Raw genomic sequence first — 24,888 nt, 5'->3', positions numbered from 1 at the left:
ATGCGGAGGCTCTACTGTTTTAGGAGATAAAGGCTATAAGAGACCAATTTATAGGGAGTAAAACTCGTAGTTTTCATCTTTCGTTGAGTGTTGGCAGAATGTCACCGATTCAATAATTTCCGCCAGTGGCATAGGTTTGAAGAAATAGAAACCTTGCAAACAATGAATGCCTTGCTGCGCCATGAAGTCCACTTCTTCTTCACTCTCTACACCCTCAACCACCACTTGTGCGCCAGTGAGTCGAACAAGCTTACTCGTCAGCCGGAACATCTCTCTACCGTTACGATTCTTTAGGTTCTGCACCAATAGGCGGTCAATTTTCACCTTATCGAATTCGAATTTAGTCAGGTAACCAATTGAAGAGTAGCCTGCCCCAAAGTCATCCAACGCGATCGAAATGCCAAGTGTTCTTAGTTCTTTTAACACTTCCCATGTCGTTTGTTCATCTTGGATCAGTAAGTCTTCAGTAATTTCAAACTCGACCTGATTAAAGTTCAGTTCACTTCGCTTGATCAAATCTACCACTCGCTCGGTAAACTCTGATACCAAAAAGGTTTCCGGCGATATATTTATCGACACCCTAAAATTCGGGTTGTCCGAGAAAATTGAAACTTCATTAAGTGCAGTTTCAATTACCCATAAATCCAGATCGCTCATCAACCCGAGTTTGGCAAAGCTGCGCAAGAAATACGGTGGAGAGATGACGCCTGTTTTAGAGCGGTGTCTCAGTAGCACTTCCATTCCATTCACACAGCCGTGGCTAGTATCGAACTGAGGTTGGTAGTAAAGCTCAAAGTCCCCTTCTCGCATCAAATCGCTGATCTCTTTTTTAGCTGCAAAGCTGCCATTTAACGCAGGAAAGAAGCCTTTTTTATCGAGCGAAGTACCTAATACAGGCAGTGACATGCACTCTTCAAACACCGGCTTAGACGTTATCTTCAATCGGTTTGATGTGCGATTGACCAAACGACATAACGGATAATACAAAGGCGTTACCAATAGAATAATGGCGATCTCGAATGCGAAGTCGATATACGAATATTGCATGTACACTTCGCCGCTCAGTACCGACAAAGTTACCCACCCCATCAGCTCTGAAATCACAAATGAAGCCAGAATAATAATCACGCGAGCGCTACGGTCGACCGATGCAAGATAAAGCGAGAAATAGATCACCAGCAACACTGGGAACAATTGCCATATCAGCACGCTAACAGACAGTAAAGTTTCCGCACTTTTGGGCGTACCAACAAGTTGTAGAAGCAAACTGACTAGAATGCTCCCTAGAGACAAAACAAAGATAGGTAACAGCATCACAGTTGCGTTAATGATGCCACTTAGGTACGCGTTACCTGTAAAAACTAAACGAGATTTATAGCTGGTTGGAGGGTTCATTGTTTTCATTAAATGCCCGATGACGTGTCGCATCCGTGCTCTTTGGTGTTTGCTCTCCCTATCCACCGTAAGTTGCTTCACTTGCACCACATGTAATTTAAGCCTTATTGAGTGGCATTTAATCAAGCTAAGCAATTGGGCGCACATTAGCCGCGAATTCACTTTGCGTCTATCAAATTAAATTTGTCGTTAAGATGAATATTGATAGTGAAAAACAAGACTATTCCGACACAAAAAAAGGAGCGAATGCTCCTTTAATCTATTGAGTTTGTTCGGGAAATACCTCGTGGTATTTTTCCATGAAATCTTTTCGGATCTCTTGTTCCAAATGTGAGGCTTTTTCAGTCGGACAGAAAATCATGTAATGGACGATTTGCTCTCCGGTTGGTGCACTGCCTATTTCAATATGCGGCTCAGAACCCGGTAAATCGACCCCTGCATGCTTTTCAATCACACTATTGTAACGCCTTGCGACTTCAATAAAGTCTTCACAATGATGCTCAATTTTTTCTGTGAGCTCAGGAAGCAATGGGTACAGGTTAACGAAGTCTTTCACGACAATAGAGAAGTTATGGTAGACATAACGTTTCATGAAGTTGAGATTCTTCACCGGATACGTGAAAAACATACTATTCGGCAGTGTCGCGGTTTTACCAGTGTAGTGATACTGACCATGTGACAAGTCGATTTCTTGGATCACCGTTGCCATTAGGTTGTGTTCAATCACTTCACCACTCAACTTACCGACTTCAATCCAATCACCAATACGGAATGAGCGTGAACTCGCGCGCTGAATAGAGCCTGTGAAACACAGGATGATTTCTTTCGATGCCACGACTATCGCAACCGCAATCGCCGTCACAGAAAGCGCAAACTCGTTGATCTCGGATTGCCACAACATAAACAGCAATACGACAATAATCGTAAAGGTTCCGTTCTTAGTTCGTGACATCCATTTACGCTGGTCTTCTGATAAGAAGGCCTCTTCTCCACGAATTTTAGATAGCACAATCCGCTTAACCAAAGAGATCAACATGATGATCAGCAAGGTAAAAATCAATTTGTGAGTGAGAAGAAAATCAACAGCTAAATACACTTTCTCCATGCTCTACTCCCTTTATACAAAAAGGGGCATTAAGCCCCTTAGTTTCCAACTTGTTACTGTGGAGAAGGGAGTTCTGGTAACTCTCCTTCTTTGAATATCACCACCGCCCGCCTATTGAGTGCGTTTGCATCCAAGGTTTGCTCTTGAGTGATGGGATTCAATTCACCGAATGATTTAACTTCCCACACAAACTGAGCTGGGTCTAGTTTGGTTTGCAAATATTGCAACACAGATTGCGCTCTCTGCTTTGCAAGTTTTTCATTGTAACTTATTGAACCTTGGTAATCGGTATGACCAGCAATTAAAATACGGCCATTTAAGCCAACCAAATTATCGGCAAACTCATCTAATGATGATTTATCTAGATCCGTCACTTGCGACTTATCAAAGCCAAAGTGAGGCGTCATAGCAACAAACACCTTTCGTTTTGGCTCGGGCGGTGCACAAAATGGGTTCTCTTCTTCTGTCTGAGTTTGCTCAAACACAATGTAGGCTCGGCGGTTTTCAGCGTTTGCGGCAAGCGTGGTGCCTTCGGCAATCGGCTTCGATTCGCCATAGTGCTTTAATTCCCAGTCATATCGAGACGCATCCAATTTCGACTGCATATAAGCTTGAACGGCTTGTGCCCGACGCAGAGAAAGCTTCTGGTTATAATCAGAAGCGCCTTGATAATCAGTGTGGCCGACTATCGCAATTTGGCCATGTAGCTTCTTAATACTATCAATGAGCTGGTCGATAGCTGCATGGTCTTGCTGTTTGAGCTCTGATTTATCGAAATCAAAATGTTCTGCCACTGCGATTCGAATATCCCGTTCGGGAACAATACATTCCCGAATGAGAAACTTCTCCACATTGGGTTCACCAAACTTATCTATGTTTTCTTTGCTTACGTAAGTATCTGTCGAGCAACCAGAAACACTCACCAGTAAAACGGACATTATTGCTGTCAGAACTAATGCAGATTTCATCGTCTTTCCTTAAATTTTACCAACCAAGTTCAAGAAGAAGCCAGTTGCATCGTAGTCATCGTCATTGGCTAAATTGCTGTCAAAGCCAGAGAAGTTATAGCCCACACCCACCTTAAAGTTATCAGAGAGGTGCTTGTTGAAAGAGAGCAATGCACCATGTTCTAACTCTTCATTGAGCGTATCGGTTTTCCAATGATATTCGCCGGTCACATCCCAGTTTTTCATAATGTGATACGAAGCATTCACACCATATAAGTTGATATTGCTTTCCACGATTTCAAACGTGCCTGAAGCCCGTTCAAAAGCTTCACGCTTGTCTTTATGAGCGTATTTTGCCCCTAAGTCCCAGTGGGCATCTAAGGAGTAGATTCCCTCGAGTTCGATAATGTGGCTTTCTTCATCGGTATAATCAATGTCGCGGTCTAACTGGTCAAAATCGACCAAATAAGTATATCGCGTCAGTAAGTTGAGCCTATCGTTGTAAATCGGACGATAAGCTAATCCACCCGTTGCTTCGATAAAACGTACCAGTGTTTCATCTGTTTCTTTACTCACCGATTTCGAATAGTTGTACTTACCAAACAGCGTGTATTCTTCGGTGAGATGGTGCGTGTAACGGTTTGTCGTAACGATTTGATCGATACGTTTCTTTTCTGCGTCGACGTTGTCGTTCCCCTTATCAACACGGTACTCGAACTTGTGCTTAAAACTAATATCATCGAGATCAATTGAGGTATTGAAAGAAACGGCTCTGCGTTCCGTGATTTCTTTTCTCCCCTCGCCAATCGGTTTCTCTATTTCGCCCTGCTGATAACCGATACCGAAGTCGACATCATCATTCATGTCATAGCCAAAACCATAAGAGTCGATTTGGCCTTTACCATTGTTTTCGTCAACGAACTGATTTTCTTGGTAGAAATCCACACTCGATGTTAGGTCTGCTCGTTGCCCGACAATTACGTTGTTTTGACCTTCGTAGTTATCATCCACATACGTCACATATGTGGAATAGTCACTGGTAACGTCGTAAGTTGCAGTTGCTTCCGTTGCCGTACCGCGATCGCCTGAGGTGTATTCGGCGCCAAGTTTTAAGTCGTCGAAGACTCTTGCTTCAGCACCAACACTGACGCTGTCGTTATCATCGTATTCCGCGGTTTTGTCGACCGTTGTTTGGCCTTTAATGTAGACGCTGGTATCTGAATCCCAGATATAATCAGCCCGAACACCAGCAAGAGAACCTTTACCTTTCAGGCCATCGTTGTTGAGCTCCTCAACTTGTTTACCCGCAGCCGACAGCTTAATGTGCTCAGTCACTTTTAACTGGCCTTCGACTTCAATTTGTTCACTGTCGGTTCTAACGTCGCCGTCGATTTCTGTTTCCAGCATCGAGGTATAACGAGTCGCGATGCTGATTCTATCGGTTGCTTGAAACCTTAATTCCGTGCCATAAGATTCTTGTTCTAAGTCATCACTCTGGCTGGCGTAGCTGTAGCCCGCATCTTTGGATTTGTACCAAGCTTTCACATCATTACCCACTGCACCAAAGATGTTTGGAGCTAGATCGTATAAGTTCGCAACGGCTTTTACCTGTACCGAATCACCTTCACGTTCTTCTAAGGACTCCCCCACTGGGGTAAAAGTTAGACCACCATCGTAGGAAACAAAGTTAGAATCCGTTTGGCGACCTTTACTGTGAGCAAACTCGGCCTTGATGTAAGTCCCTTCGGTCGCTCTCAACGTCACATCAGTGCCGTAAGCTTCGTAGTCTTGGTTATCTTTTTCTTCCGTGGTGTAAGAAGCACCTAGGCCGACATAATCGTTCACCCAACCTTTGACACGGCCACCGTAAGCGAGTGAATCCAAAGCATCACTCCCTTGCGGTACGTATTCATAATCCACTGCAAGATAGTTGTCGTACCCGTCACTTGGAAAGTCGTCCAACACACTACTGAAGTTATCTGAAATAATATTGTTCAGAGGGCGAGTTAGGATAATCCGCCCTTGATAAGGGTCGATTTCATAGTCACGACCAGACACAAGCGGGACTTCGCTTTCTGATATCCCGCTGTTTTTATTAACGACTTTGATGTAAACCTTGTCGCTCCCTGGGACTACTTCACCATGACGTAAGAAGTATAAAGAGCCGCCTGTCCCTAGGAATTCTTCATGGGAGTAAAGCGAATCGGCTTCAGAAGTAAAACCAACGATATTCAGCCTATCTTCACCAAACTTGGTGGTGGAAAGGGTTCGGTAGTCCCCTTTAAAGCCATACATACTACGGTTGTAGTCGTTGTTGTCCGTGCCCGTGAGACCAGTATTGTAGTTGCCCCACATCACTTGCGATTTGTCATATTCTAAATCAAAGTAAACCTTACCCTTGGTGTTTACTTCCTGACGAATATTCGCGCTGTCTCCGTAGTCACCATAATAAAGCTCGTCATCGTCTTCTAAAATATCGAACACGCTCGACGAATCTGAAGCGAACGGGTGCTTGAAAATATCGCTGATCTCTCCGTCTTTGGAGTCAAAATGAGTGGTAAGCCTTAATTTGTCACCAAACTTACCTTGCCCGAAATACGCAATACGCCCTTGATTGTAGATATCGTCCTGATATTGCTCGTTAACCCCTAGCGCGCCGGTATTGCCTGTTACACGGTTGTTGCCAATGTAGAAGTCCGCTAAACCAGCTTGGGCATAGTATGTATCTGGAATGCGAACATATAACTGATAGCGACGTTCATCACCATTATCGAACACCACTTTGGTTGGAAATACATAAGCATCGGTTGGAAGAAACTGCTCGGCGTACAGTTCACCATCTTCGATATCAAACTCGTCTTCACCAATAATGACTTTATCGACTCCTCTTAGCCCGGTACCAATAAATTTGGCGAGACCAGAAGACGTCGGAATGTTATGACGCATCAGTTCGGCGCTACCGAAACGTCGTCCTTTATCTTCTTCGTTTTCATTTCGATCCAGTTCAACTTCTGAGTCGGGCTTAACCATATCCATGACACCAACCGTGGTCACATCAAAGTTGCCGTCTTTATCCCAAACTTTTAGTCGGAACAGTAGCTGCTTACCCGGAGCAAATGTGTAATCGACGTCGCTGCTACCATCCCAGCTAATATCAAAATCATTGGCAAGCTCTCCACCTTCAATCACCGCAAGAGGTTGAGATAAGCTTCGGTCCTCACCACGAAAAACCTCTACTTGATACTTGGTGATGTAGTAGCTGTAGTTAGTGGTAATGGTAAAGCTCACCTCATCTTTGAGCTTGCCGTCTTCAACTTCCAGTTCATCACCCACACTGACATCTAGGACAGGGTCGAAACGCATGATGTCCCGACTTGCCCATATTGCCCCCTCTTCTAAGTAGATTCGGGAGCTGTCTTCTTGTTTATGGGGGCTGACTTCAATGCCCGTCGAATCAGAATCGAGTTTTTCTAATTGGCTCGTGTCTTTTGCCGCAACCATCAAAGGTATTGCGGTTAATACGCACACTGCAAGTTGAGTCTTTTTAAATATCTTCATATCGTTATCCAGAAAACCGTATTGAGCGACATCCATCTGCTCTTATTGTTCTGTGTACGGTTAATCTTCCTCCCCGGTATGAATACTGAAGTTGAACTTAGTCAGTTTATTCGGAGAGATCCTCTGTACTTTCGGGTTTTCACTGATGACCTTCATGCCAGTTGGCAGCGAATCGGTATCGACTTTCACTAAGAAGTTTTTGCCCTTCTTATCCAACACCCACTGATCAGGCACGTGGAATCGACCGTATTGATCGGTTTCAATCACTATCCCCTCTGTAGTAAGTAATCGAACGCCTGGAATACCATCTTCATAGATCCCCTTGTTCTCGATAACGATTTCCCACAGGTAATCATTTCCGTCTTTGTAAAGGTTGCGCGTTATATCCAAGTTCTCAGCCGATAGACCCTCAGCCTTATCCGACGAATGATTGGTCTTGATCTTGCCGTCACGATCGAATTCCAAATAGCTACCTGCATTGGTTTCAATACGGAAAGAGAAACCTGCACGGGAGCGAGTTTTTAGCTGGTACGCGATTTTGTTGCTGTGCGGTAAGGTTCGATTTGAAGAAATACCGAACAACTTGTCCAACGTGTGGCCTTTCGCCAACACAGAGTCGTGTTGATTTTCCAGACGAGCGTTAGCCTCACCATAACCGTGTTCATACTGGCCTTTAGTGTTCAGCTCTACACCATAAGTTGTGCTTGGGTGGTAATCCGATTTGAATGGCACATCCTCTAACTGGATTTCTGCCCCTTCTTTGGTGATTAAAGTGGTTCCAGAAATATAATCCTGTTCATCCATATTTACTTTAATGTGTACATCGTAAGCTGTGGCATCTGCTTGGAAGCCATCTTGGTTATGATCTTCAAAGACTTTACCGATAATAGAGGCGGTATCGAAAACCTTATCTGGCACCACTTCGACGATCGCACTGGCTTTATTTGAGTTCACCACAAGAGCCCCCGAAGTCTGGCCTTCAGGAGGGGTCATCGCAACAGCAGTATTGACGTATTTGCCAAACGTCGCCCCAACACTGACTCTGAGTAAGTAACGGATACGGACTTGTTCAGTGGTCGTCCCGTCATCGTTACCATAAGCCAGCATATCGCCTACATTGAACACCATTTCATTGGTAACAGATGGGTCAGCGGTGGACAGCACATCATCCCCCGTATCGAATGCGCCATCAGGCCCGCTATTGGTCATTTCAGTCGAGCCTTCAACATACTCGAACCCTGCTGGATAGTGGTCGACCAATTTGACATTCTTGAATTCAGAATCATTGTTGTTCTGAATAATGACTTCATATTCAACCACATCGCCGACAGAAACATCGTTTTGCAAGGCCTCTTTGGTGACGGAAAGCTGCCCTTCATTATCAGCAAACTTTTTAACGTGAATGGTTACTGAATCAGAAGCCGTTTGACCTGTGGCCGGATCTTTAACGCTAAAGGTGTTAGTGACATTGTCATCTAAGCCTTTGTTAAGTTGGCCGGTGATGGTAATTTCATAGCCATTACCCATGTAAGGCAAAAGATCAAGCGATAGGCTACCGTCAGGTAACATCAGATCTTTGTCCGTAAACTCCCCTTTCAATTGCCCTGTTGGCCACTCTTCGATTCGCACTTTCCAAGAAGTAAATAATGCGTTGCCATTCGCTCCAACAAGCTTACTGATTTCATCAACCATCTCGACACCCGAAATCGTCGCAGCACCCTCGTTACTCACTTTAAGCAAGTACACCAACTCGTCATCTTCGTTGGTATATTGCGCGTTGTCGCCTTTGGATGTGGTTTTATCAATAGCAAAACGTACGGCTTCAGGCGTAATCATCGCGCTGACCGTTTCTATCGTAGCGTGGTTTGAAAGTGAGGTAGCACTGCGGTTGGATGTGTTCCCACCAGCATTGCTACCACCGTTCTGAGCGTTATCTTTTGCTTCTGCAATCTTGTTCGCTACGTTAACAATCTCACCCATGGCTCGGGCATCGACTGTACCTGTAATTGCGAACTCCACACTGTCTCCCGGCGCAATATCCATCACCGCTTCAATGTCCGCGTTGGCAACGATAGAACCTGGAATCACTTTCGTTCTCGGATCACTACTACTGATATCAACTGTCCAATCAGTAAACGCTCTCACCACCTGACGCTGGCCAGTGCTAATGTCTGGTCGAGTCGGTACCAACATACGTGAAACCATATTGCTCAGTACGATATCGTTAGCAAACCCTTTACTGTCATTAAATAGGGTTACCCTAAACGTTGATTGCTCCCCTGCGATATAAATCGGGTTATCGGCTACTTCCGTGATGAGTACGTTATCTGGCTCAGGCAATAGGCTAGCGACTGCGGTGTAACGTTGAGCGCGCCCCGACAACCTGGTCATGCTGGCCTTGTTGTCAATCTGACCATTGGCAAACTCGTTCACTTTGCCTTTGATAGTCAATTCCAAGGTATCATTTGGGGCTAGGTTTACTGTCGCATCAACCTCTTTATTCGCACCACTTGGGTCTGGTGAAATAGAGGTTAGCTTGCTGCCTTTAGAAACATCTATCGTCCATGTTTCAAATGCTTTCTCAGTGCTACCTTTGACTGTAGTCACCTGCATCGACTTCAAGAGATCTTTTAGCTGAATACCAGCAACAAATGCTTCGTTCTGGTTACTCAGAACCACTCGGAATGTTGCCTCTTTGCCCGGTTCATAGGCCATTTGGGTATCACTACCCGCTTCACCCACAAACTTCTCTAATTTCAACGACACAGGTCGATGTTTTATCAAAGCGTCCGCCGTTATCGGTGCTTCAGTCGGAGCGGTTACCGAGACTTGGTTATAGATATCAGAAGTAGCGTAGCTGTTTACTTTACCTTTGATGACAAAGGTAATATTACTGTTAGGCGCAATATCCGCCAAGGTATCGATATCTGGGTTGTTGCCCGTTGGCTCCGTTACCAGTGACGACCTTGGGTCACTGTATTTGGTTTCAATGGCCCACTGTTCAAATGCTTTGCCTTTGCTGCCATCGACCAGGGTAACCATCACATCAGACATCAAATCTGTTAGTTCAACATCATTGGCAAACCCATTGCCATCGTTGTTTACCGTGATGGTAAATTGAGCCAACTGACCCGCTTGGTAATACTCTCTATCAGCGACCTTTTCTACCTTAATAGTGGATTTCTCAGGCTCAATCACCGCTGTAGGTGAGTACTCTTTACCATCAAACTTCACCAATGCCGTATTTTCGATCTGCCCAATAGCCTTGCTTTCGACCGGCCCTTCAATCGTGAACACAATGGTGTCGTTTGGTGCTAAATCAATGACATTATTGATGTCGGTGTCCCAACTGTAGGTTGAAGACTGAACTTGAGTTCTAGGATCATCTGCTTTCCAGTCAACCAACCAGCGACTGAAAGCCAACTGCTCTGTGCCATCTGTCGTTTCTACCAAAATGCTGGAAATCACATCTTGCAAGGTAATATCGTTAGCGAAGGCGGCGTCTTGGTTTTCTATCGTGATAGTGAACCCATTTTGTTTTCCGGGTTCATAGGTCGGATGAACCGCTTGCTTGGTCACACTGAGTTTAGGTACCAACGGTTCGCTAACTGCTTCATCACCAACGGTTTTGCCATCGTAATCCACCGTCACAGTATTCTTAACTTCACCAACGATGTCTTCTTTGAGCGTCGCTTTAATGGTTACGGTAATGGTGTCATTCGGGGCAATGTCGACCGTATTATCAATGTAGTCACCCGAAAGAGCTGGTAACGAAGTGGTTCCTAGTGACGATACCCCTGTAATTTGATAGCTACCAGCATCAAACGCGGTAACCGTAGCACCGGAAATGGACGTTGAGCTTACTCTGTCAATCAGGTCGACAACATTCACATCTGCCGCCCATACGCGCTGGGTGTTGGTCAGTACGATAGTGTAAATCAGCGTATCACCCGCGAGATACACGTCTTTATCGACCGTTTTTGACACTGTGACTTCAGCATCAATTGGTTGATAAGTTGCGCGAGCAGTTAATGCATCTTGGTTATCTGCTGTTACCTCCACTTGGTTTTCAATCTCTCCGATGACATTCGAACGAACTGTGCCCTCTAAATGCAAAACCACCTTAGAGTTAGGAGCGATGTTGTAGTTACCTTTGAATCCATCACTGCTGTCAAAGGCCGTTTCCGAAATCACCTGTGTTTTACTCGCCGATGAGTCAACCACTGAAACACTGCTCTTCGAAACATCCCAAGAGTCGAAAGCCTGCTGAGGCAATAAGCTATCTACCACATCCGCTTTGATCTGTTTGGCGAGGTCTTCAATCACCACATTTTGGACGTAACCACCGCCAGTGTTTTCTACTTCGATATCAAAACCAATCGAATCACCCGGTGCATAGAGAGCCGGGGACAATGAAGCCACCTTGCTTACTTGCAAAGTACCTTGCTCTGGGTAAATAAAGTGTTGCTGCAAATCGTATTGCTTTGTATCGACGTATAGAGTGTTTCCAAACTTGCCAATCGCATCATCACGCACATGACCAACGACGTTAATTTGCAGAACAGTTGGCTCGGTGCCCGCAGCCCCTAGCTTAACAATAGCGTCGATATCACCTTTAGTTTGAATAGCACTCGCATCGTTATGAGCCGCACCAGCATTGCCGACAAACTTGACCGATGTTGTCCAATCTTTCAGTGCCGTTTTCTGAGTGCCGTCTGCCGTTTCTACGGTAAATTTTGAGATTTGGTCTTGAACTCGTACGTCAACGTTAGAGTCGGATTTGTTTGCCACGTACATGGTGTAACGGACTTCACCGCCCGGTACGTAGGTTGGTGTATCCGTTGATTTTGACGCCAAAATTTCCGCCTGCCCCTGCCCTAAAACGATGTCGTTAGAATCGGTTCCATCTATTTTCGCGATATTAGTGATAGTCCCTGTCGCGTCCGCATCGACGACTCCTGACAGTCCAAATACAACCTTATCACCCGGCATAAGGTCGAATGTCGCGTTTAAAGGCTTATTGCCTTCATAGCTGCCCGAAATAGCAAAGCGGTCAGAGCTTGGTTTCTCTAAAATGGTGCTCGATAAGTTACTGAACGCTTTTGTCCCAGTAGAGGTTGAAATCTTGTTGAGCTCATCGACGATAGACACGTCATTTGCAATGCCTTCACCGTTATTCTCTACAGTGATCGTGTAGTTCACCTGTCCACTTGGGTTATATTCACAACCGCTGCCAGAATTCGACGGGAAAGTACAAGAACTGCTATCGGCAGTGGTATTGACGACTAGCTTTTCAAAATCGATTTTAGGTGCGATAGGTGGAATCGTAGGTGTCACGACCGTAGTGCTTCCGCCTACGGCTTTGTTCGCATCAATTTCACCCAGCGCATCTTCACGAATCGTCCCCTTAATAGTGAACTGAATGTCTTCAGCTGGGCCAATATCGGTGATTAGGTCAATGTCACTATTCGCATCATAGTCTGGTAAGTAAGTATCGACGCGAAGCTCTAGGCCTTGTGAAATCGTGTGGGTAATAGCAAAGCTATCAAACGCTTGCTCTGTTGCACCGCCAATCACTTCTACTTGAATGTCAGACACAATGTCACGAATACGGGTTTGGTCTGTCCAAACTTTGGCTGCGTTATCGACATCAAGCAAATAGATGACTTCCTCGCCTGGTTTATAGGTATCACCATCACGGTAAGCTCTACCACCAATCGAGAGGATCTGTTTACTCACTAATAAATTTTGTGCGTCTGGCTTAATCGTTGATTTTTGAAAGCTGCTACCGTTGTAGTTTGGCTTCACGATGACATTTTCTAACGCATCGTCTCGAATCTTGCCCTCAATAACAAAATCAATCCAACCACCAGGCGCAATGGATAGCTTTGGAATATTGATATCGACATTTGAACCACCCGCGTAACCACCAATATCTGTCACTAACTCACCCGAGGTAGTGGCTGTTACTGTCCAACCATATTGTTCAAACACAAAACCTTTCTGGTCATTCGGCTCTCCTGCGGCATTTTGCGCCAAGCGAGATTTAACCTTAGAAAACTCTTCTTTAAGCGAAGCTAAAAACTCCGTACCCTTACCTTTGTTTTCTATACGAAGGTGATAAGCAACGTCTTGCCCATTGTCACTTGAGTCAAAGTTATAGTTGGTTTTCTGAGTATTAAAGCTGGTGTCTGTGTAGGCTTTATGTGTTTTCTTAAGGTCAGCAGCCAACATATCAGAGCGTTCTGACGGCAAGTTATGGCTATCATCTACTCGAGCGATATTTTGAATAGAGCCCACCGCTTTTTCAGACACTTTCGCTTTGATTACGTAGCGAACAAACGTACCGCCTTTAGCAAATTTGCTACCTGCAATGTCAAACTCTGTATCAATATCATCGTTATCTGCAGTAACCCCTGCGTGCGAGAGACCACTATCGTCAACTTCGGTTTTTATGGTCCAAGAATCAAATGCTTGCCCCGTTGTATCATTGTAGTAGCGAGTGGATATTTCCTGGATCTTATCCACTATTCTGACATCCTGTAAGTGAACATTGTTCTTGTTCTCTAATAGGATTTGATACTCGATGTAACCACCCGGCGTATAGCCACCGACGAGTTCTGTTTTGCCATCTTTGTCGTAGTACTTCAGCACCCGCTTCTCAAAGACATATTTTTCCGTATCCGTTTTAGATTCGGCACTGACCGTATCATTGTCGACTCGAAGCAAATTCAAAATATCGCCGACGGCATTCTGGTTGACCGGCGCTGTCACGACGTATTGAATCGTTTCACCAGCAGGGACTGAGATATGAGTATTGATATCACGGTTGTCTGCCAGCGTGCCATCAAGATCTACTTCCGCGACTTTACTTCCGCCAAGTACCTTGGGTTCGATTTTCCAGCCGTTAGGGAATGCTTTGCCTTGAGTGGTATCGATCAGTTCCACCTCTATCGTGGAGAGCTCATCCTCAATTGGGATGTAGTAAGCACTGCCCTTACCGTCATTTTTAACCGTCAATCGGTAGGTCAGGTTTTCACCCGGCTGGTAGTTCTTTTGGTCGACTGTTTTGGTGAACGTTAAATGGTACTCGTATGGCTCAACGGTAATACCGCCAATAGTGATATCTCCGACCGCGTCATCACGAACAACGCCCTCAACCGTGTACCAAACAGAATCGCCACCAGCCACATCAATTGTTGTATCAATGTTTTCATTGTCGGCAACTACGCCATCCTGCTCCCCAGTCGTCGTGCCATTACCACCATCACTGTCCTCTTTACCTACATCTACGCTGAACGTGTCGTTAAACGGGTTTGCTGATGTTCCGTCGAGTAACTGAACACTCACGCCCTTAATGTTCTCGTCCACCACATGGTCGTTCATGTAGCCATTTTGAGAAGATAGCGTCACTTTATAGGTCAGCGTATCGCCTGGTGCGTAGTATCGACTTGGTGAGCCATTAACAAGGAGTTCGCGTGTCACATCGCCGCCAGATGCGACTCGCTCCATTTCATGGTGAGAAACATGCGAGGCTTCCGTCACTTGCTTGTAATCTCTGAAGATGTACGCATCGTTCGCTATTATTGGCTCAAGAAAGCCCTCGTTATCCGAGCCGATAACGTTGTCTTTGATGCGCGCTTTTATCTTAAATGTTCGGGTTTCACCAGCAGCCAAAGAAAATGTGGTGTTTTCATCCCCTTCAGGGTAAATCAAGTCGTCAGTCACCTTACCGCGCCAACCAGCGCCATCAGCGTAGTCGAACTGCCAATATTCAAACGGCGACTGATCACGATAGTTGGCGAAATGATCATCTTTTTGGTTCGCCAATAACGATTTGATTTGAGTGAGAGGGTCAACCAACTTAAGTCTGTCGGCTTTGTTTTCGCTGAGGTTAGCCAAAGTGATCAGGTAGGTAACGTCTTCTCCCGGGATAAAACGTCGTTTATCTGCTGATTTGACTATCGAGACGTTGAGTTTTTCATCACCACTGTCCCCTATCTCTGCAGATGCAGACTGATCTAGGTTGTTGATTGGGTCATGTATCTCCGCCGTATTTGAAATTTCATATTTTTCATAGTCACTTCGCACTAAACCACGGATTGTATAACGAACAAACCCCATACCTTGTTTCGTTTTCGGGTCGATATCCACCTTGGTATCAATATTGTTATTGTCGGCATAATTCGCAGGACTACCCGCATAGCTCCCTGTTTTATAAGGGCTATTATTTCGATCAGTAGATGAGCTTATTTCCCACTTTGAAAAGGCGTTCATCACTTTAATGTCGTCTTTCACCGACACTTCATTGGCGTAGCCAGCACCTCGGTTATAGACCGTCACATCAAACGTTACCCATTGCCCTGGAAAAAATTCACTTTCTTGAGTGGTTTTCACAACAACCACATCCGGCTCTTTCGGGTATACCACTGCTGTATCAGAAGTTGATTCTTGAGAGTCTGAGTCTGGTGTTTTCACCGTGACCGTATTATCAAAACGCTTGTAGAGAATTCTATCTCCATCGCTACGGTCCATTTGGCCGACTATGGTGTAGATAATCTCGACATCTGGCGGAATTTGAGCGGTTACATTGAGATCTTTATTGTCTTCAAAGTCACCCACTTTGGTATAGGTGTCATTGCCGTTTAACAGGGCATTATCCGATACAATTGCGGCCGAGATAGTCCACGAGGTAAAGACTTTCTTAGATTCATTATCTGGCTCCAGTACACCCGCTTCAATCTTAGAAATTTCATCGATAATCGAAACATTGGTTGCAAATCCGTTGCCTTTCTTGTTCTTCACGTGTAGCTGATAGGTGACTTCATTGTCGTTCTTTGAATAGCTCACACGTTCACTGTTAAAACCACCACTGGTGTTGGTTTTAACTGTTTTGTTGAGTGTAATTTCAAAATCATGAGGATCGGAGCCACGATCTGCATAAACGAAATTATCAACCGTTACACTGTTTTGGATATGTCCATTGGCTAAAGGATTCGTCTTGGCAGCAATGGTATAAATCACATAACTATGAGGCTCAATGGTTGCTTTAACGTCAAGGATCTTTCCGTCAGCCATTGAACCGTCTATCGAGCCAGAAATGCCTGTATCGGTAGCGCTTGCTGCGCTGCCATCAGAATGGAAAGCCTCAGCGGTAATCGTCCAGCTATCAAATGCTGGTTTCACTTCTCCGTACACGTTGACTGTTTGAACGGCGGTTAGGTCGTCAATAACTGGGATTTGGTCTGCAAAGCCGTCGCCATCATTATCAACACGAATGGTGTAAGTGAGTATGTCTCCGGCAGAATAGTAGCGAGAGTCGACATCTTTGCTTGCGCGCAGGTTATCTTCTGGCATTTGAATACCAGAGCCCTCTTCAGAGACATTGTCTGAACACGCGGGATTATCATCAATGATCAACCCGACACTAGAGTCATTAACTTCCGCCGTGAGCGTATAGGTAACTGTCTCACCCGGCGCGACATCAGGTGACAGCGTAACTGGTGAGGTTATCCAATTTCCATAGGAATAACTGCCCGGGTCCGTACCTTTGTCATCTTCTGAACTGCTCGGCTCAATTTTCCAACGTTTGAATGCTGAACCTGTACCGGCTCCACCAGCCTGCTCAGTCTGGACACACGTTAAGTCATCCACGACCGCTAAGTCATTAGCAAAATACTTAGACGAAGAGTTGGTCACTTTGATTTCGTACTCTACTTGGCCACTAGGCAGGTATTCAGATGCTTTGGTGGTTTTCTGGATATTGATTTCAGAATCGTTGACATCCAAAACCCGTTCAGCCTCTATCACTGAACCGATTTGGCTATCTTTCACCAAGTTCCCGCTCGCATCGTAGACAGCAGCATTGGCCCCCAAAACAGGCCCAATGGCGACAGGAGACAATTCAGCCTTGATCAGATATGTGATCGACTCACCTGGGTAGATGGATACGGTGTCATCAATCGGAATATTGGATTGGATACCAGAAGAGCGATAGTTCGATAATGAGTTATCGCCGATATCACTGACTTCAACGGTCCAAGAACGGTACGGGTTTCCATCAATATCAGAATGGTTATGTTCCGAAGACAGGTTATTCGCAAGGCCAAGTTTTGAAACCAGATCGGCAATATTTTGTTTGACGTGGTAGTCGTGGGCAATCCCTCCCCCTTGGTTGGAAACTTCAACCGTATAATTACGCTTGGTAGAAACGAGGTAAGGGTTGGTTTTATCCAGAGAATGTTCAATTTCAACCTTGGGCTCGCTCGGTGGGGTAACAACAGGTGTTGTTGTGACGTTTCCATCTTTAGTTGAAGAGTCGGCCATCACTTCAATATCACCAACCAAAGTATCAGCGATAGTTGTGTCGATGGTATACGTAAGGGAGCCCCCAGAAGCTATCCTTGCATCGGTAACATTGAGGTCACCAGAAGAGTTGTAACTCCCCAAATCGCTCGACGAGCCAGATTTCTTTCCTGATATGTTGATGGCTTGAAATGGCGATATTGTGCTTCCGCCATTAGAAGCGACGTTAAGGCTGTCCAGAGGCAAACTAATATCTAGCCCTCTAACATCATACCGACCCGTGTTCGTGACTTGGAGTGTGTAAGTTAACCTTCCCCCTACGGCGTATTCGGATTTATCGGCCGTCAATTCCATTTCGTATTGATACGCTACAGGTTTGAATACACTGCCCGAAGATGGAGTAAATGATTCCGAACTTCCGTCGCCGTTGATATCAGCTTCCACTGTTGTGGAACCCAACTGAATATCGCCGACTACGCTATCGCTCACCAAAGCTGAAATTGAATAGGTAACTTTTCCGAATGCAAACAACGTCGCATCAGCTACTTCGAGATTGGCGTCAGTGCCCGTGAAAGTGCCTTCACTAGAGCCCCACGAATGTGTGGCCGTCACAGAGGCAGAATCAAATGCTCGCCCTCCGGTGGAAGTTGTATCCCAAAAAAGATCTTCGATTCGAACATTTTTTAAAGGTTTAGCTGTCGTGTTCTTAATCTCAATTTGGTAACTGATGTACTCACTGTTTTCGTAAACTGCACTACTTGGGGATACGGTAACCTCAATTTCTCCCGCCGCTAGAGCTTGGAAAGAAGCCAAAGTACAAACACACACCAGTAGATGGCTCACACGAGCAAGACACTTATAAAACGACACGACACTTTCCCACTGTTAGATTTAGTAAGCTATGCCCAACAGCAGACAGTTCACACAAACAAGAAGCAGCCCAACATCAAACCGTCATAGTATTGACGGCTTGAAATTTGAGCGCCCAAAGTCGATAAACAAACTAATATCTTGTAATTTCAGGGAAATTTTCAGACTAAGTTCTGATTAACTCATTAAGTCACTGTAATTTGGCGGAAGTAATATACTCCCCAAAGGTCTCACACCATATGATTACAGTATTAAATTCAGAAATATCTGACACATTTGATATAGAGAGAGAGAATCTATCGAAGCGATTTACGTTGCCAACGTTTAACATTTGATCTTTATTAGCCATGAAGTCTACTTCCGTTTCGACGTAAACAGGAGAAAGGTACGCTTTGTAATCAGGCCCTGGTGCTAGTTCACCAACAAAGATAAGTTCACTGTTGGTGATAGAAACCGTTCCTTCTCCCCAGTGCAAGAAGTCGCTATCCGCACGTTCTCTTTCAAAAGTGCCGCTAAGTATCACTTCGTCTGGTTGGAGAGTAATTTCGTTGAGCTGCGAAGAAGGTGGTTGGATTAGAATAGGAAGCGCATAGATACCTAGAGCAAAGCCTAGTCCACCAATAGCAAGGTGGGAGAAAGTGAGTAGAATCCACTTCATAATTAACATCCTTGTCGAATATAGATACCATATAAATGTACACGACAATCAATAAGATAGCAGGATGCCATATATTAATTTGTAATAACTTTGTTGGTTTTTCCGTAAAGCTCACAATTAAACACGTTTAATATATAAACATTAGTGTTTTTAAATCAATGAATAACCTAGCCAAATCTAATGGTGGATACTTCAGCATATACACTTTTCGTTCGTATACTGGCTTTACATAAATCAGGTGAAGTGTTCTACTTTGGGCGTTATTGATAAAAGGAATCAGTGTGGGTAGCAGGGAAACTATTTTTATTGTTCAGACCGGTGAACTGCGTCAGGGTGAATTAACCACGCACCTTTCCTATACAGACTCAAGAGTGTTGGACTATCTCGTTCAACACCAAAGTGATGTCGTTAAAAAAGAAACGCTTAAGCAGTACGCTTGGGAACATACAGAAGTCACCGACTCATCGCTCGCCAAATCAATCGCCAAACTTAGAGAAGCGTTAGCCCCTTTTCAACTTTCTGATGATGTCATCGTATCGGTCCCTCGCATAGGTTACCGCCTCAAGCTAGATAACCCATCGCAATTGCTCGTCAAGCAGCGACTTGACTCCATCGAGGGGGTTCAACCCGAATCCGCTCCAAGTCCGTCTCTGATTACCAAAATTCGTAATAATAAGCAGTGGCTGTTCTTCCCGACGTTAATCAGTTGCTCGTTAGTTCTTATCGGGCTCTCGGTGCAAAACTTTTACCAAGTTCGGTTTGATAATTCAGCCTATTACCTCAATCCAAACAACATCATTCACAGTACACAAATTGCGAATCGTGAATTCAAAATCATAGCACCTAGGGGACACGTTTTGACCAAAGCTCAACGACACCTGATTCAAAGCATTGGCTGTGACTGTACTTATTACATAGAAAAGAACGATACAGCCCTCATCCTAAGTGTCTATCAGCCCGACAAGAAGTTTGGCAAGACCTATGCTTTACCACTTGACGGTATCGAACAGGCAGCGCAAGTAATTAGAAAAGAGATACACCCATGAGAGCCCTCCTGATATTACTGACGCTATCTGCCGGGTTATATTTGTTTAGCGAAAGCTATTACCGTAGCCACATCTCGATTGGGGGCGAATATCGCGCGCACTTCAGTGATTTGAGGAAAGAAGGCAACAAACTATACGAAGTCATCAAGGCGAGTATCACGGAAGATAAGTTCACGACAGATGTGTACTTGAAAGAGGAAGGTATTGATTCAGTTTCTGTTTTCCACTCTAAAGGTAAGTTTCTACGTTTCAAACACGGAACGTATCGTTATTCTGCGCAAATTACTGCAGAACAGAAAGCAGATATAAGTAACTTAGAGGCCTCAGAAGAATACGGAGACATGTTGCTGCGTAGCATCACAGAAGAGAAAGATATTCTTGAGTTACTCTATTTAGACAAGCATATAGCTATTGTTAGCAGAGGACAGAAAAGGCATATCTCTCTTTATGTACGCATAAAATAGCCTTTGGAGATAAAGTTTACGTCGGTGCTATATCTTTATAACCAAGGTGCTCATGAAGCCTCCACTCAACGCGGTCTCAATAATCACCTTGGTCAGTTTTTGAAAGGTTAATCTGGTGAGTAAAGTGAATATATGTCTCGGCTTATCTTGCCCCACCAAAGTAGTAGTTTAATCTCAGATACAACATATTGTCGTCTGCAAATTGATCAGAGCCAGAAACGCCAGCTAACCCACTTCCATTGAAATCAGGATTAGACACATAGCGATCCTCTGACTCCCAATAGTTCGCAGATACCTGGTATCCAAGTTCAACGCTAAAATCTCTCATGCGATACTCAGCACCAACTTGCCCACCAGCAACGATAGAGCTGTATTCATCTTCTACTCCAGAGTCATCGTATCCAACCATTAGCCCCGCGGTTAGATTAAATCTATCAGATAGGCCAAATATATAATCGTATGCAGTGTAATAGCGCGCTACGCTGATGCCAGCGAAGTCCTTGTCCATATACCCTAACTTCAATCTATGATGCTGAGAAAGTACAACACCCGTATAGAAGCCGGGGCTTATTTCTTTGTCAAACTCTGTATCTTCAACGCCAGATATCGTGCCTGACCCAACTCTTTCAATTCCGGGATTAGTTAAGTTGTAGCTTGCCTCCACCCCAAAGAATGGCTCGACTCCTCCCGCTAGCGCCATCGATGAAACGCATCCAGATACCACTGCCAAGCCCAATACCGCATATTTTAATTTCATTGCATGTTCCTATGTGTTGATAACCTTAAATCCTCAAATGATTGGCCAAGTGACCTCTCATCGATGTGGTGAATATTAAGAACAGCTAAGCTAAACCCCTAGTAAACTGTATTGAGCAGTAAAGAATTGCGTGGAATAAATCTAAAATGATATAAAAAACCCAATTAAACAAAAGGTTACACAAACCCCGCCACCACTATAAAGGTCGCTGTGGCATCAGATTGGTAGCAATTTCAGCCCTAGGCGATACAATACGCCCCCAAATAAAAGGCCAGCGAGACAACAATGCAACGCGACTACACTTTAAATAGCCTGCAATCTATGCCGAGAGAAGAATTGGAAGAATTCAGTTTGCGAATGATCCACCGATTAGTACCGGAAGAAGCGATGACCGAGCTGTTTACCTTTGAACAAGAAGAAACAGAAAATGAAGAACGCCTTCAGTCTGCCAAGTTCGACGCGATGCTCAGAATGAACGCTATCGCGCTCAGCGAACTTAATTTGGCGTTTAGTGAATCAGATAATGCTAAACAGAACATCGAGCGCATGACTCGGCTGCTACTATGGCACTTCTACGCGGTTTCATTTCATTTAGAAAAAGCGATTCCGCTAGAAATACACTGTGACAAAGTAGAAACCATCATTAAAACCATGCCTTCAGATGCGTTTGGGTGGGTGAAAACTCTAACAGAGTTACTGCACTACTATGCGGAAAAAAGCGATAGCCAGAACTAAGTCGTCACCGAGCGTCAGTTGATGCCACATCGCTCAGCTCGCACAACCAATAAATAAAAGCACTCCAATTGATAGAATAAACATATACTATTGATTGGAGTGTTTTTTTGTTCACAGGGTTGTGTTGTTGCTGTATCCAAATCCCATCTTATTTCTCGTTTTCGCTGGCTTACTATTCCCAGTATCTTCCGTCGCTAGCGAATCTGATACTGAAACCATCGACGAATGTAACACTGTGGACGACGACGCAGGATTTTTAGATAGCGCCTACGCTCGCCTCAATACCCGCTTCTGTCAACCTGCTGTTTGGTTCGATAACTTCTTTATAGATGAACGAGCCGATGAAGATGCCAGGGCTGGCACCCTCGTACGCTGGTACAACGATTTCTCTTGGGTTGAAAACGAAGGGTATAAATTCAAAACCAAACTTAAAGCACGATTCCATTTACCGAAAGTAACTCGTAGGCTCAAGGTTGTGTTCGAATCGGATGAAGAAAGCGATGTATTTGATCTATTCCCACAATCGTCGGAAGACGCAGAAAGTACGTTAGGTTTGCGATACGACTGGCTAAGTAAAGGCAGAAGCAGTTTCAACTTCAGAGTAACTGCAAGGCCGAGTATTGAAGCTCGCTATCAATATACATACCCATTTACCATTGATACCCTCGCCCGCTTCACCCAGAAGGTTTATCAAAGAAAGCGAGTAACAGGTGAATCCACACAGCTAGATATTGACCACTCTTTTAGCCCTGAGTATTTATTGCGTTGGACGAGTTTCGGTACCTACGAAGACGATATTAAAGGTTGGGAGCTGGGCTCAGGAGTCACACTCTACCAACACTTGTCCGACACCCAAGCAATGAGCTATCAGGCAAGCACTTCAGGAACCAACCGTCCTTATCATTACATCACCAATACCCACCTATCGGTCACTTATCGGCAGAACATCTGGCGAGACTGGCTATTCTACGAGCTAAAGCCAGAATATAACTGGAACAAAGAAGAAGACATTGAGCGTTACGAAGAGGCAAAGTTCACGCTGCGCTTAGAAATTACATTCCACAATATCTAAACGAACAACTAAAAAAGCCGCCCTACTGAGCTAGGGCGACTTTGATAGTTATCGGAGAGTTAGAGGGACTAGTTTTCCAAAATCACGCGTGCATTATGCGCTTGAATTGGACGGTTGTTTTCACCCATATTTTCTTTTAGTAACTCACCTTGAGCCTGTGACATTTCTACTGGATCTTTCATTACGTACCAGCGAACACCTTCACTACAAGGAGGTGTCGTTAACGAACCATTAAAGCGGTAGTAATCACCTTCTTTAGGCAGCAGATCAGCCACTTTGAACGATTGGCTTAAGTCCACGGAATTACCACTGCTTGGTAGTGACTGGCTGAGCTTTTTCAACGCTTGGTTTTCAGAGCCAGGCTTGAACATCACGGCAATCACGGCTAAGTTACCGCTCTCGTCAGCATGAACGAAGTGTGCCTCAAGCGGGTACTGCTTTCCTCTGATTAAGTTCTCTGATGGGGTATGAAAGTGGAACTGCTTTAATTCAAATTCCACACCATTGATCATCAATGTATTTTCACCATCTAGAGCGGCCTGCAATGTATGGCCGTTGTTCGCAAGGCTAACTACATTACCTTGGTAATTTGGTTTGATGTCTTTAAGGTCTGCTTCAACGATATTATTGATGTCTATTGGGCTTTGGTTTTTTCCCGTTTCACACTCTTTGGCTACCTTTCCCCAATGCTCTGGGCCATGATCACCTTCGTAGCCCCACTCTGCCGCATTTGCTGCTCCAGCAGCCATTACAGAAACCGATAATGCCAACAGTAACTTCTTCATCATTTCTCCATTTTGGGTTTTGGTTTTAATTAGTGATCTCAGTTTAATCACAACCTTATCGGGGTGAGCAACATGCAAACTTTGTTTGCTGTTCATCATTGGAATCAGTCCCTAGTAATTATGTAATTGTCTTAATTATCAAATACCTTTGGTAACTCAATGAAATAGGAAGCAAAACTCCACAACACTGTGTTACCCCCATAAGCAAGCAAAATAGATGAGAGAATCAGGCACAAAAAAGCCCGCAATCAGCGGGCTTTAACGTTCTAATTATTACTTACTAGCAACTATCCTATCCTTGTTGGTTTTGCTGCTTAAGTAACTGCTTGATCTCGTCAAGCTCTTGCTTCAATTCTGCCATCGTCGGTTCATTAAGCTCTTCACTTTCTTCAAGAGCAATTTTCTGACGCTCTTGCTCTAGTACATTAACCACAATACCGATAACCATGTTCAAGAAAGCAAATGCAGTAAAGAAGATGAACGACAAGAAGTAAATCCACGACAGCGGATAATGCGCCATCGTTTCGTACATGACACTTGTCCAACTCTCAAAGGTCATTACCCTAAACAAGGTGAGCATACTTATTGAAATATCACCCCATAGCACAGGGTTGATCGAAGCAAAAAACGTAGAACCCACTGCCGCGTAGATGTAGAAGATGATAAACATCAGCAACATCACGTAACTTAACTGCGGCAACGCTTTAACCAACGAGTTAATCAACAACCTAAGTTCCGGGATAATAGACACCATTCTTAACACGCGGAAAATACGTACTAAACGACCCAGTACCGCCATCTCGCTGTCTTGGATCGGAATCAAACTTACTACCACGATAAGTGTGTCGAATACGTTCCAGAAGTTATTAAAGAAGCGCTTTTTGTTCGGCTCCCCGATAAATCGGATCGTAATCTCAACTAAGAAGATGAGCGTGATACCGAAGTCTAAAACCTTCAGTAAACTGACCAAACTAGGCGGCATATCATAGGTGTTGGCGCCTATCATCAATGCCGAAAATACAATAATAGAAATAACAAACCACTCAAAGATCTTGTTATTTCTTAAACGATAGAAGCGCTCTTGCAGCGTTCTGTGCCCGGGTGTCATAAGCTGACTATCGACGGATTTTTCCATTTCAGTCATGGGTTGTCGTGATTCCTAATGAGTTTATATTGAGCTGACTTTGTGAC

Annotated in this window: 13 protein-coding genes; 4 read left to right on the top strand and 9 right to left on the bottom strand. The window is 44.5% G+C overall.

The features are described from left to right. Positions 1-48: 48 nt before the first annotated feature. The 6 genes from J4N42_RS17025 to J4N42_RS17000 form a co-directional block, all read right to left on the bottom strand. Positions 49-1,404: an EAL domain-containing protein gene (locus tag J4N42_RS17025; RefSeq protein WP_252033711.1), complete on the bottom strand. Its 1,356-nt coding sequence runs from the start codon at positions 1,402-1,404 to the stop codon at positions 49-51. A gap of 250 nt (positions 1,405-1,654) precedes the next feature. Next, positions 1,655-2,500 (bottom strand): mechanosensitive ion channel family protein, encoded by an 846-nt coding sequence (locus J4N42_RS17020; RefSeq protein WP_252033709.1) that lies wholly within the window; start codon positions 2,498-2,500, stop codon positions 1,655-1,657. Positions 2,501-2,553: 53 nt separating this feature from the next. Next, entirely contained in the window at positions 2,554-3,468 is a 915-nt protein-coding gene (locus J4N42_RS17015) for an OmpA family protein (protein WP_252033707.1), read from the bottom strand. A 9-nt stretch (positions 3,469-3,477) separates the two neighbouring features. Then, entirely contained in the window at positions 3,478-7,005 is a 3,528-nt protein-coding gene (locus J4N42_RS17010) for a hypothetical protein (RefSeq protein WP_252033705.1), read from the bottom strand. A 60-nt stretch (positions 7,006-7,065) separates the two neighbouring features. Then, complete coding sequence (locus tag J4N42_RS17005; RefSeq protein WP_503035407.1) at positions 7,066-18,180, bottom strand: DUF11 domain-containing protein; 11,115 nt, start codon at positions 18,178-18,180, stop codon at positions 7,066-7,068. A gap of 190 nt (positions 18,181-18,370) precedes the next feature. Next, the gene (locus J4N42_RS17000; RefSeq protein WP_252033703.1) at positions 18,371-18,838 is read right to left on the bottom strand and encodes a DM13 domain-containing protein; all 468 of its coding nucleotides are present in this window, start codon (positions 18,836-18,838) and stop codon (positions 18,371-18,373) included. A gap of 281 nt (positions 18,839-19,119) precedes the next feature. Between J4N42_RS17000 and J4N42_RS16995 the strand changes: the two genes are divergently transcribed. Together J4N42_RS16995 and J4N42_RS16990 are read left to right on the top strand one after the other, a co-directional pair. Next, positions 19,120-19,884: a winged helix-turn-helix domain-containing protein gene (locus J4N42_RS16995; RefSeq protein WP_252033701.1), complete on the top strand. Its 765-nt coding sequence runs from the start codon at positions 19,120-19,122 to the stop codon at positions 19,882-19,884. Continuing rightward, entirely contained in the window at positions 19,881-20,348 is a 468-nt protein-coding gene (locus J4N42_RS16990; protein ID WP_252033699.1) for a hypothetical protein, read from the top strand. The genes J4N42_RS16995 and J4N42_RS16990 overlap by 4 nt, the downstream gene beginning before the upstream one ends. A gap of 142 nt (positions 20,349-20,490) precedes the next feature. On the opposite strand, the gene J4N42_RS16985 is transcribed toward J4N42_RS16990, so the two are convergent. Further along, positions 20,491-21,105, bottom strand: coding sequence for a porin family protein (locus J4N42_RS16985; RefSeq protein WP_252033697.1), 615 nt, complete (start codon positions 21,103-21,105; stop codon positions 20,491-20,493). A 285-nt stretch (positions 21,106-21,390) separates the two neighbouring features. Between J4N42_RS16985 and J4N42_RS16980 the strand changes: the two genes are divergently transcribed. Together J4N42_RS16980 and J4N42_RS16975 are read left to right on the top strand one after the other, a co-directional pair. Next, on the top strand, positions 21,391-21,840 hold the full coding sequence (locus tag J4N42_RS16980; RefSeq protein ID WP_252033695.1) for an exoribonuclease R: 450 nt from the start codon (positions 21,391-21,393) through the stop codon (positions 21,838-21,840). A gap of 217 nt (positions 21,841-22,057) precedes the next feature. Next, positions 22,058-22,912 carry a hypothetical protein gene (locus J4N42_RS16975; RefSeq protein ID WP_252034189.1) on the top strand — a complete coding sequence of 285 codons (855 nt, stop codon included), beginning with the start codon at positions 22,058-22,060 and terminating at the stop codon, positions 22,910-22,912. A 68-nt stretch (positions 22,913-22,980) separates the two neighbouring features. On the opposite strand, the gene J4N42_RS16970 is transcribed toward J4N42_RS16975, so the two are convergent. Beyond that, positions 22,981-23,697 (bottom strand): carbonic anhydrase, encoded by a 717-nt coding sequence (locus J4N42_RS16970; protein WP_252034188.1) that lies wholly within the window; start codon positions 23,695-23,697, stop codon positions 22,981-22,983. A gap of 292 nt (positions 23,698-23,989) precedes the next feature. After that, positions 23,990-24,841, bottom strand: coding sequence for an ion transporter (locus J4N42_RS16965; protein WP_252033694.1), 852 nt, complete (start codon positions 24,839-24,841; stop codon positions 23,990-23,992). Positions 24,842-24,888 lie beyond the last annotated feature (47 nt).

The sequence above is a fragment of the Vibrio sp. SCSIO 43135 genome (assembly GCF_023716665.1).
GTDB classification, from domain to species: domain Bacteria; phylum Pseudomonadota; class Gammaproteobacteria; order Enterobacterales; family Vibrionaceae; genus Vibrio; species Vibrio paucivorans.
This window is presented reverse-complemented; position numbering and strand designations above follow the sequence as displayed.

Bases quoted from the DNA above. Each gene is read 5' to 3' on its own strand.
- J4N42_RS17025 (WP_252033711.1), bottom strand. From the start codon at position 1,404: ATGAAAACAATGAACCCTCCAACCAGCTATAAATCTCGTTTAGTTTTT.
- J4N42_RS17020 (WP_252033709.1), bottom strand. From the start codon at position 2,500: ATGGAGAAAGTGTATTTAGCTGTTGATTTTCTTCTCACTCACAAATTG.
- J4N42_RS17015 (WP_252033707.1), bottom strand. From the start codon at position 3,468: ATGAAATCTGCATTAGTTCTGACAGCAATAATGTCCGTTTTACTGGTG.
- J4N42_RS17010 (WP_252033705.1), bottom strand. From the start codon at position 7,005: ATGAAGATATTTAAAAAGACTCAACTTGCAGTGTGCGTATTAACCGCA.
- J4N42_RS17000 (WP_252033703.1), bottom strand. From the start codon at position 18,838: ATGAAGTGGATTCTACTCACTTTCTCCCACCTTGCTATTGGTGGACTA.
- J4N42_RS16990 (WP_252033699.1), top strand. From the start codon at position 19,881: ATGAGAGCCCTCCTGATATTACTGACGCTATCTGCCGGGTTATATTTG.
- J4N42_RS16985 (WP_252033697.1), bottom strand. From the start codon at position 21,105: ATGAAATTAAAATATGCGGTATTGGGCTTGGCAGTGGTATCTGGATGC.
- J4N42_RS16980 (WP_252033695.1), top strand. From the start codon at position 21,391: ATGCAACGCGACTACACTTTAAATAGCCTGCAATCTATGCCGAGAGAA.
- J4N42_RS16970 (WP_252034188.1), bottom strand. From the start codon at position 23,697: ATGAAGAAGTTACTGTTGGCATTATCGGTTTCTGTAATGGCTGCTGGA.
- J4N42_RS16965 (WP_252033694.1), bottom strand. From the start codon at position 24,841: ATGACTGAAATGGAAAAATCCGTCGATAGTCAGCTTATGACACCCGGG.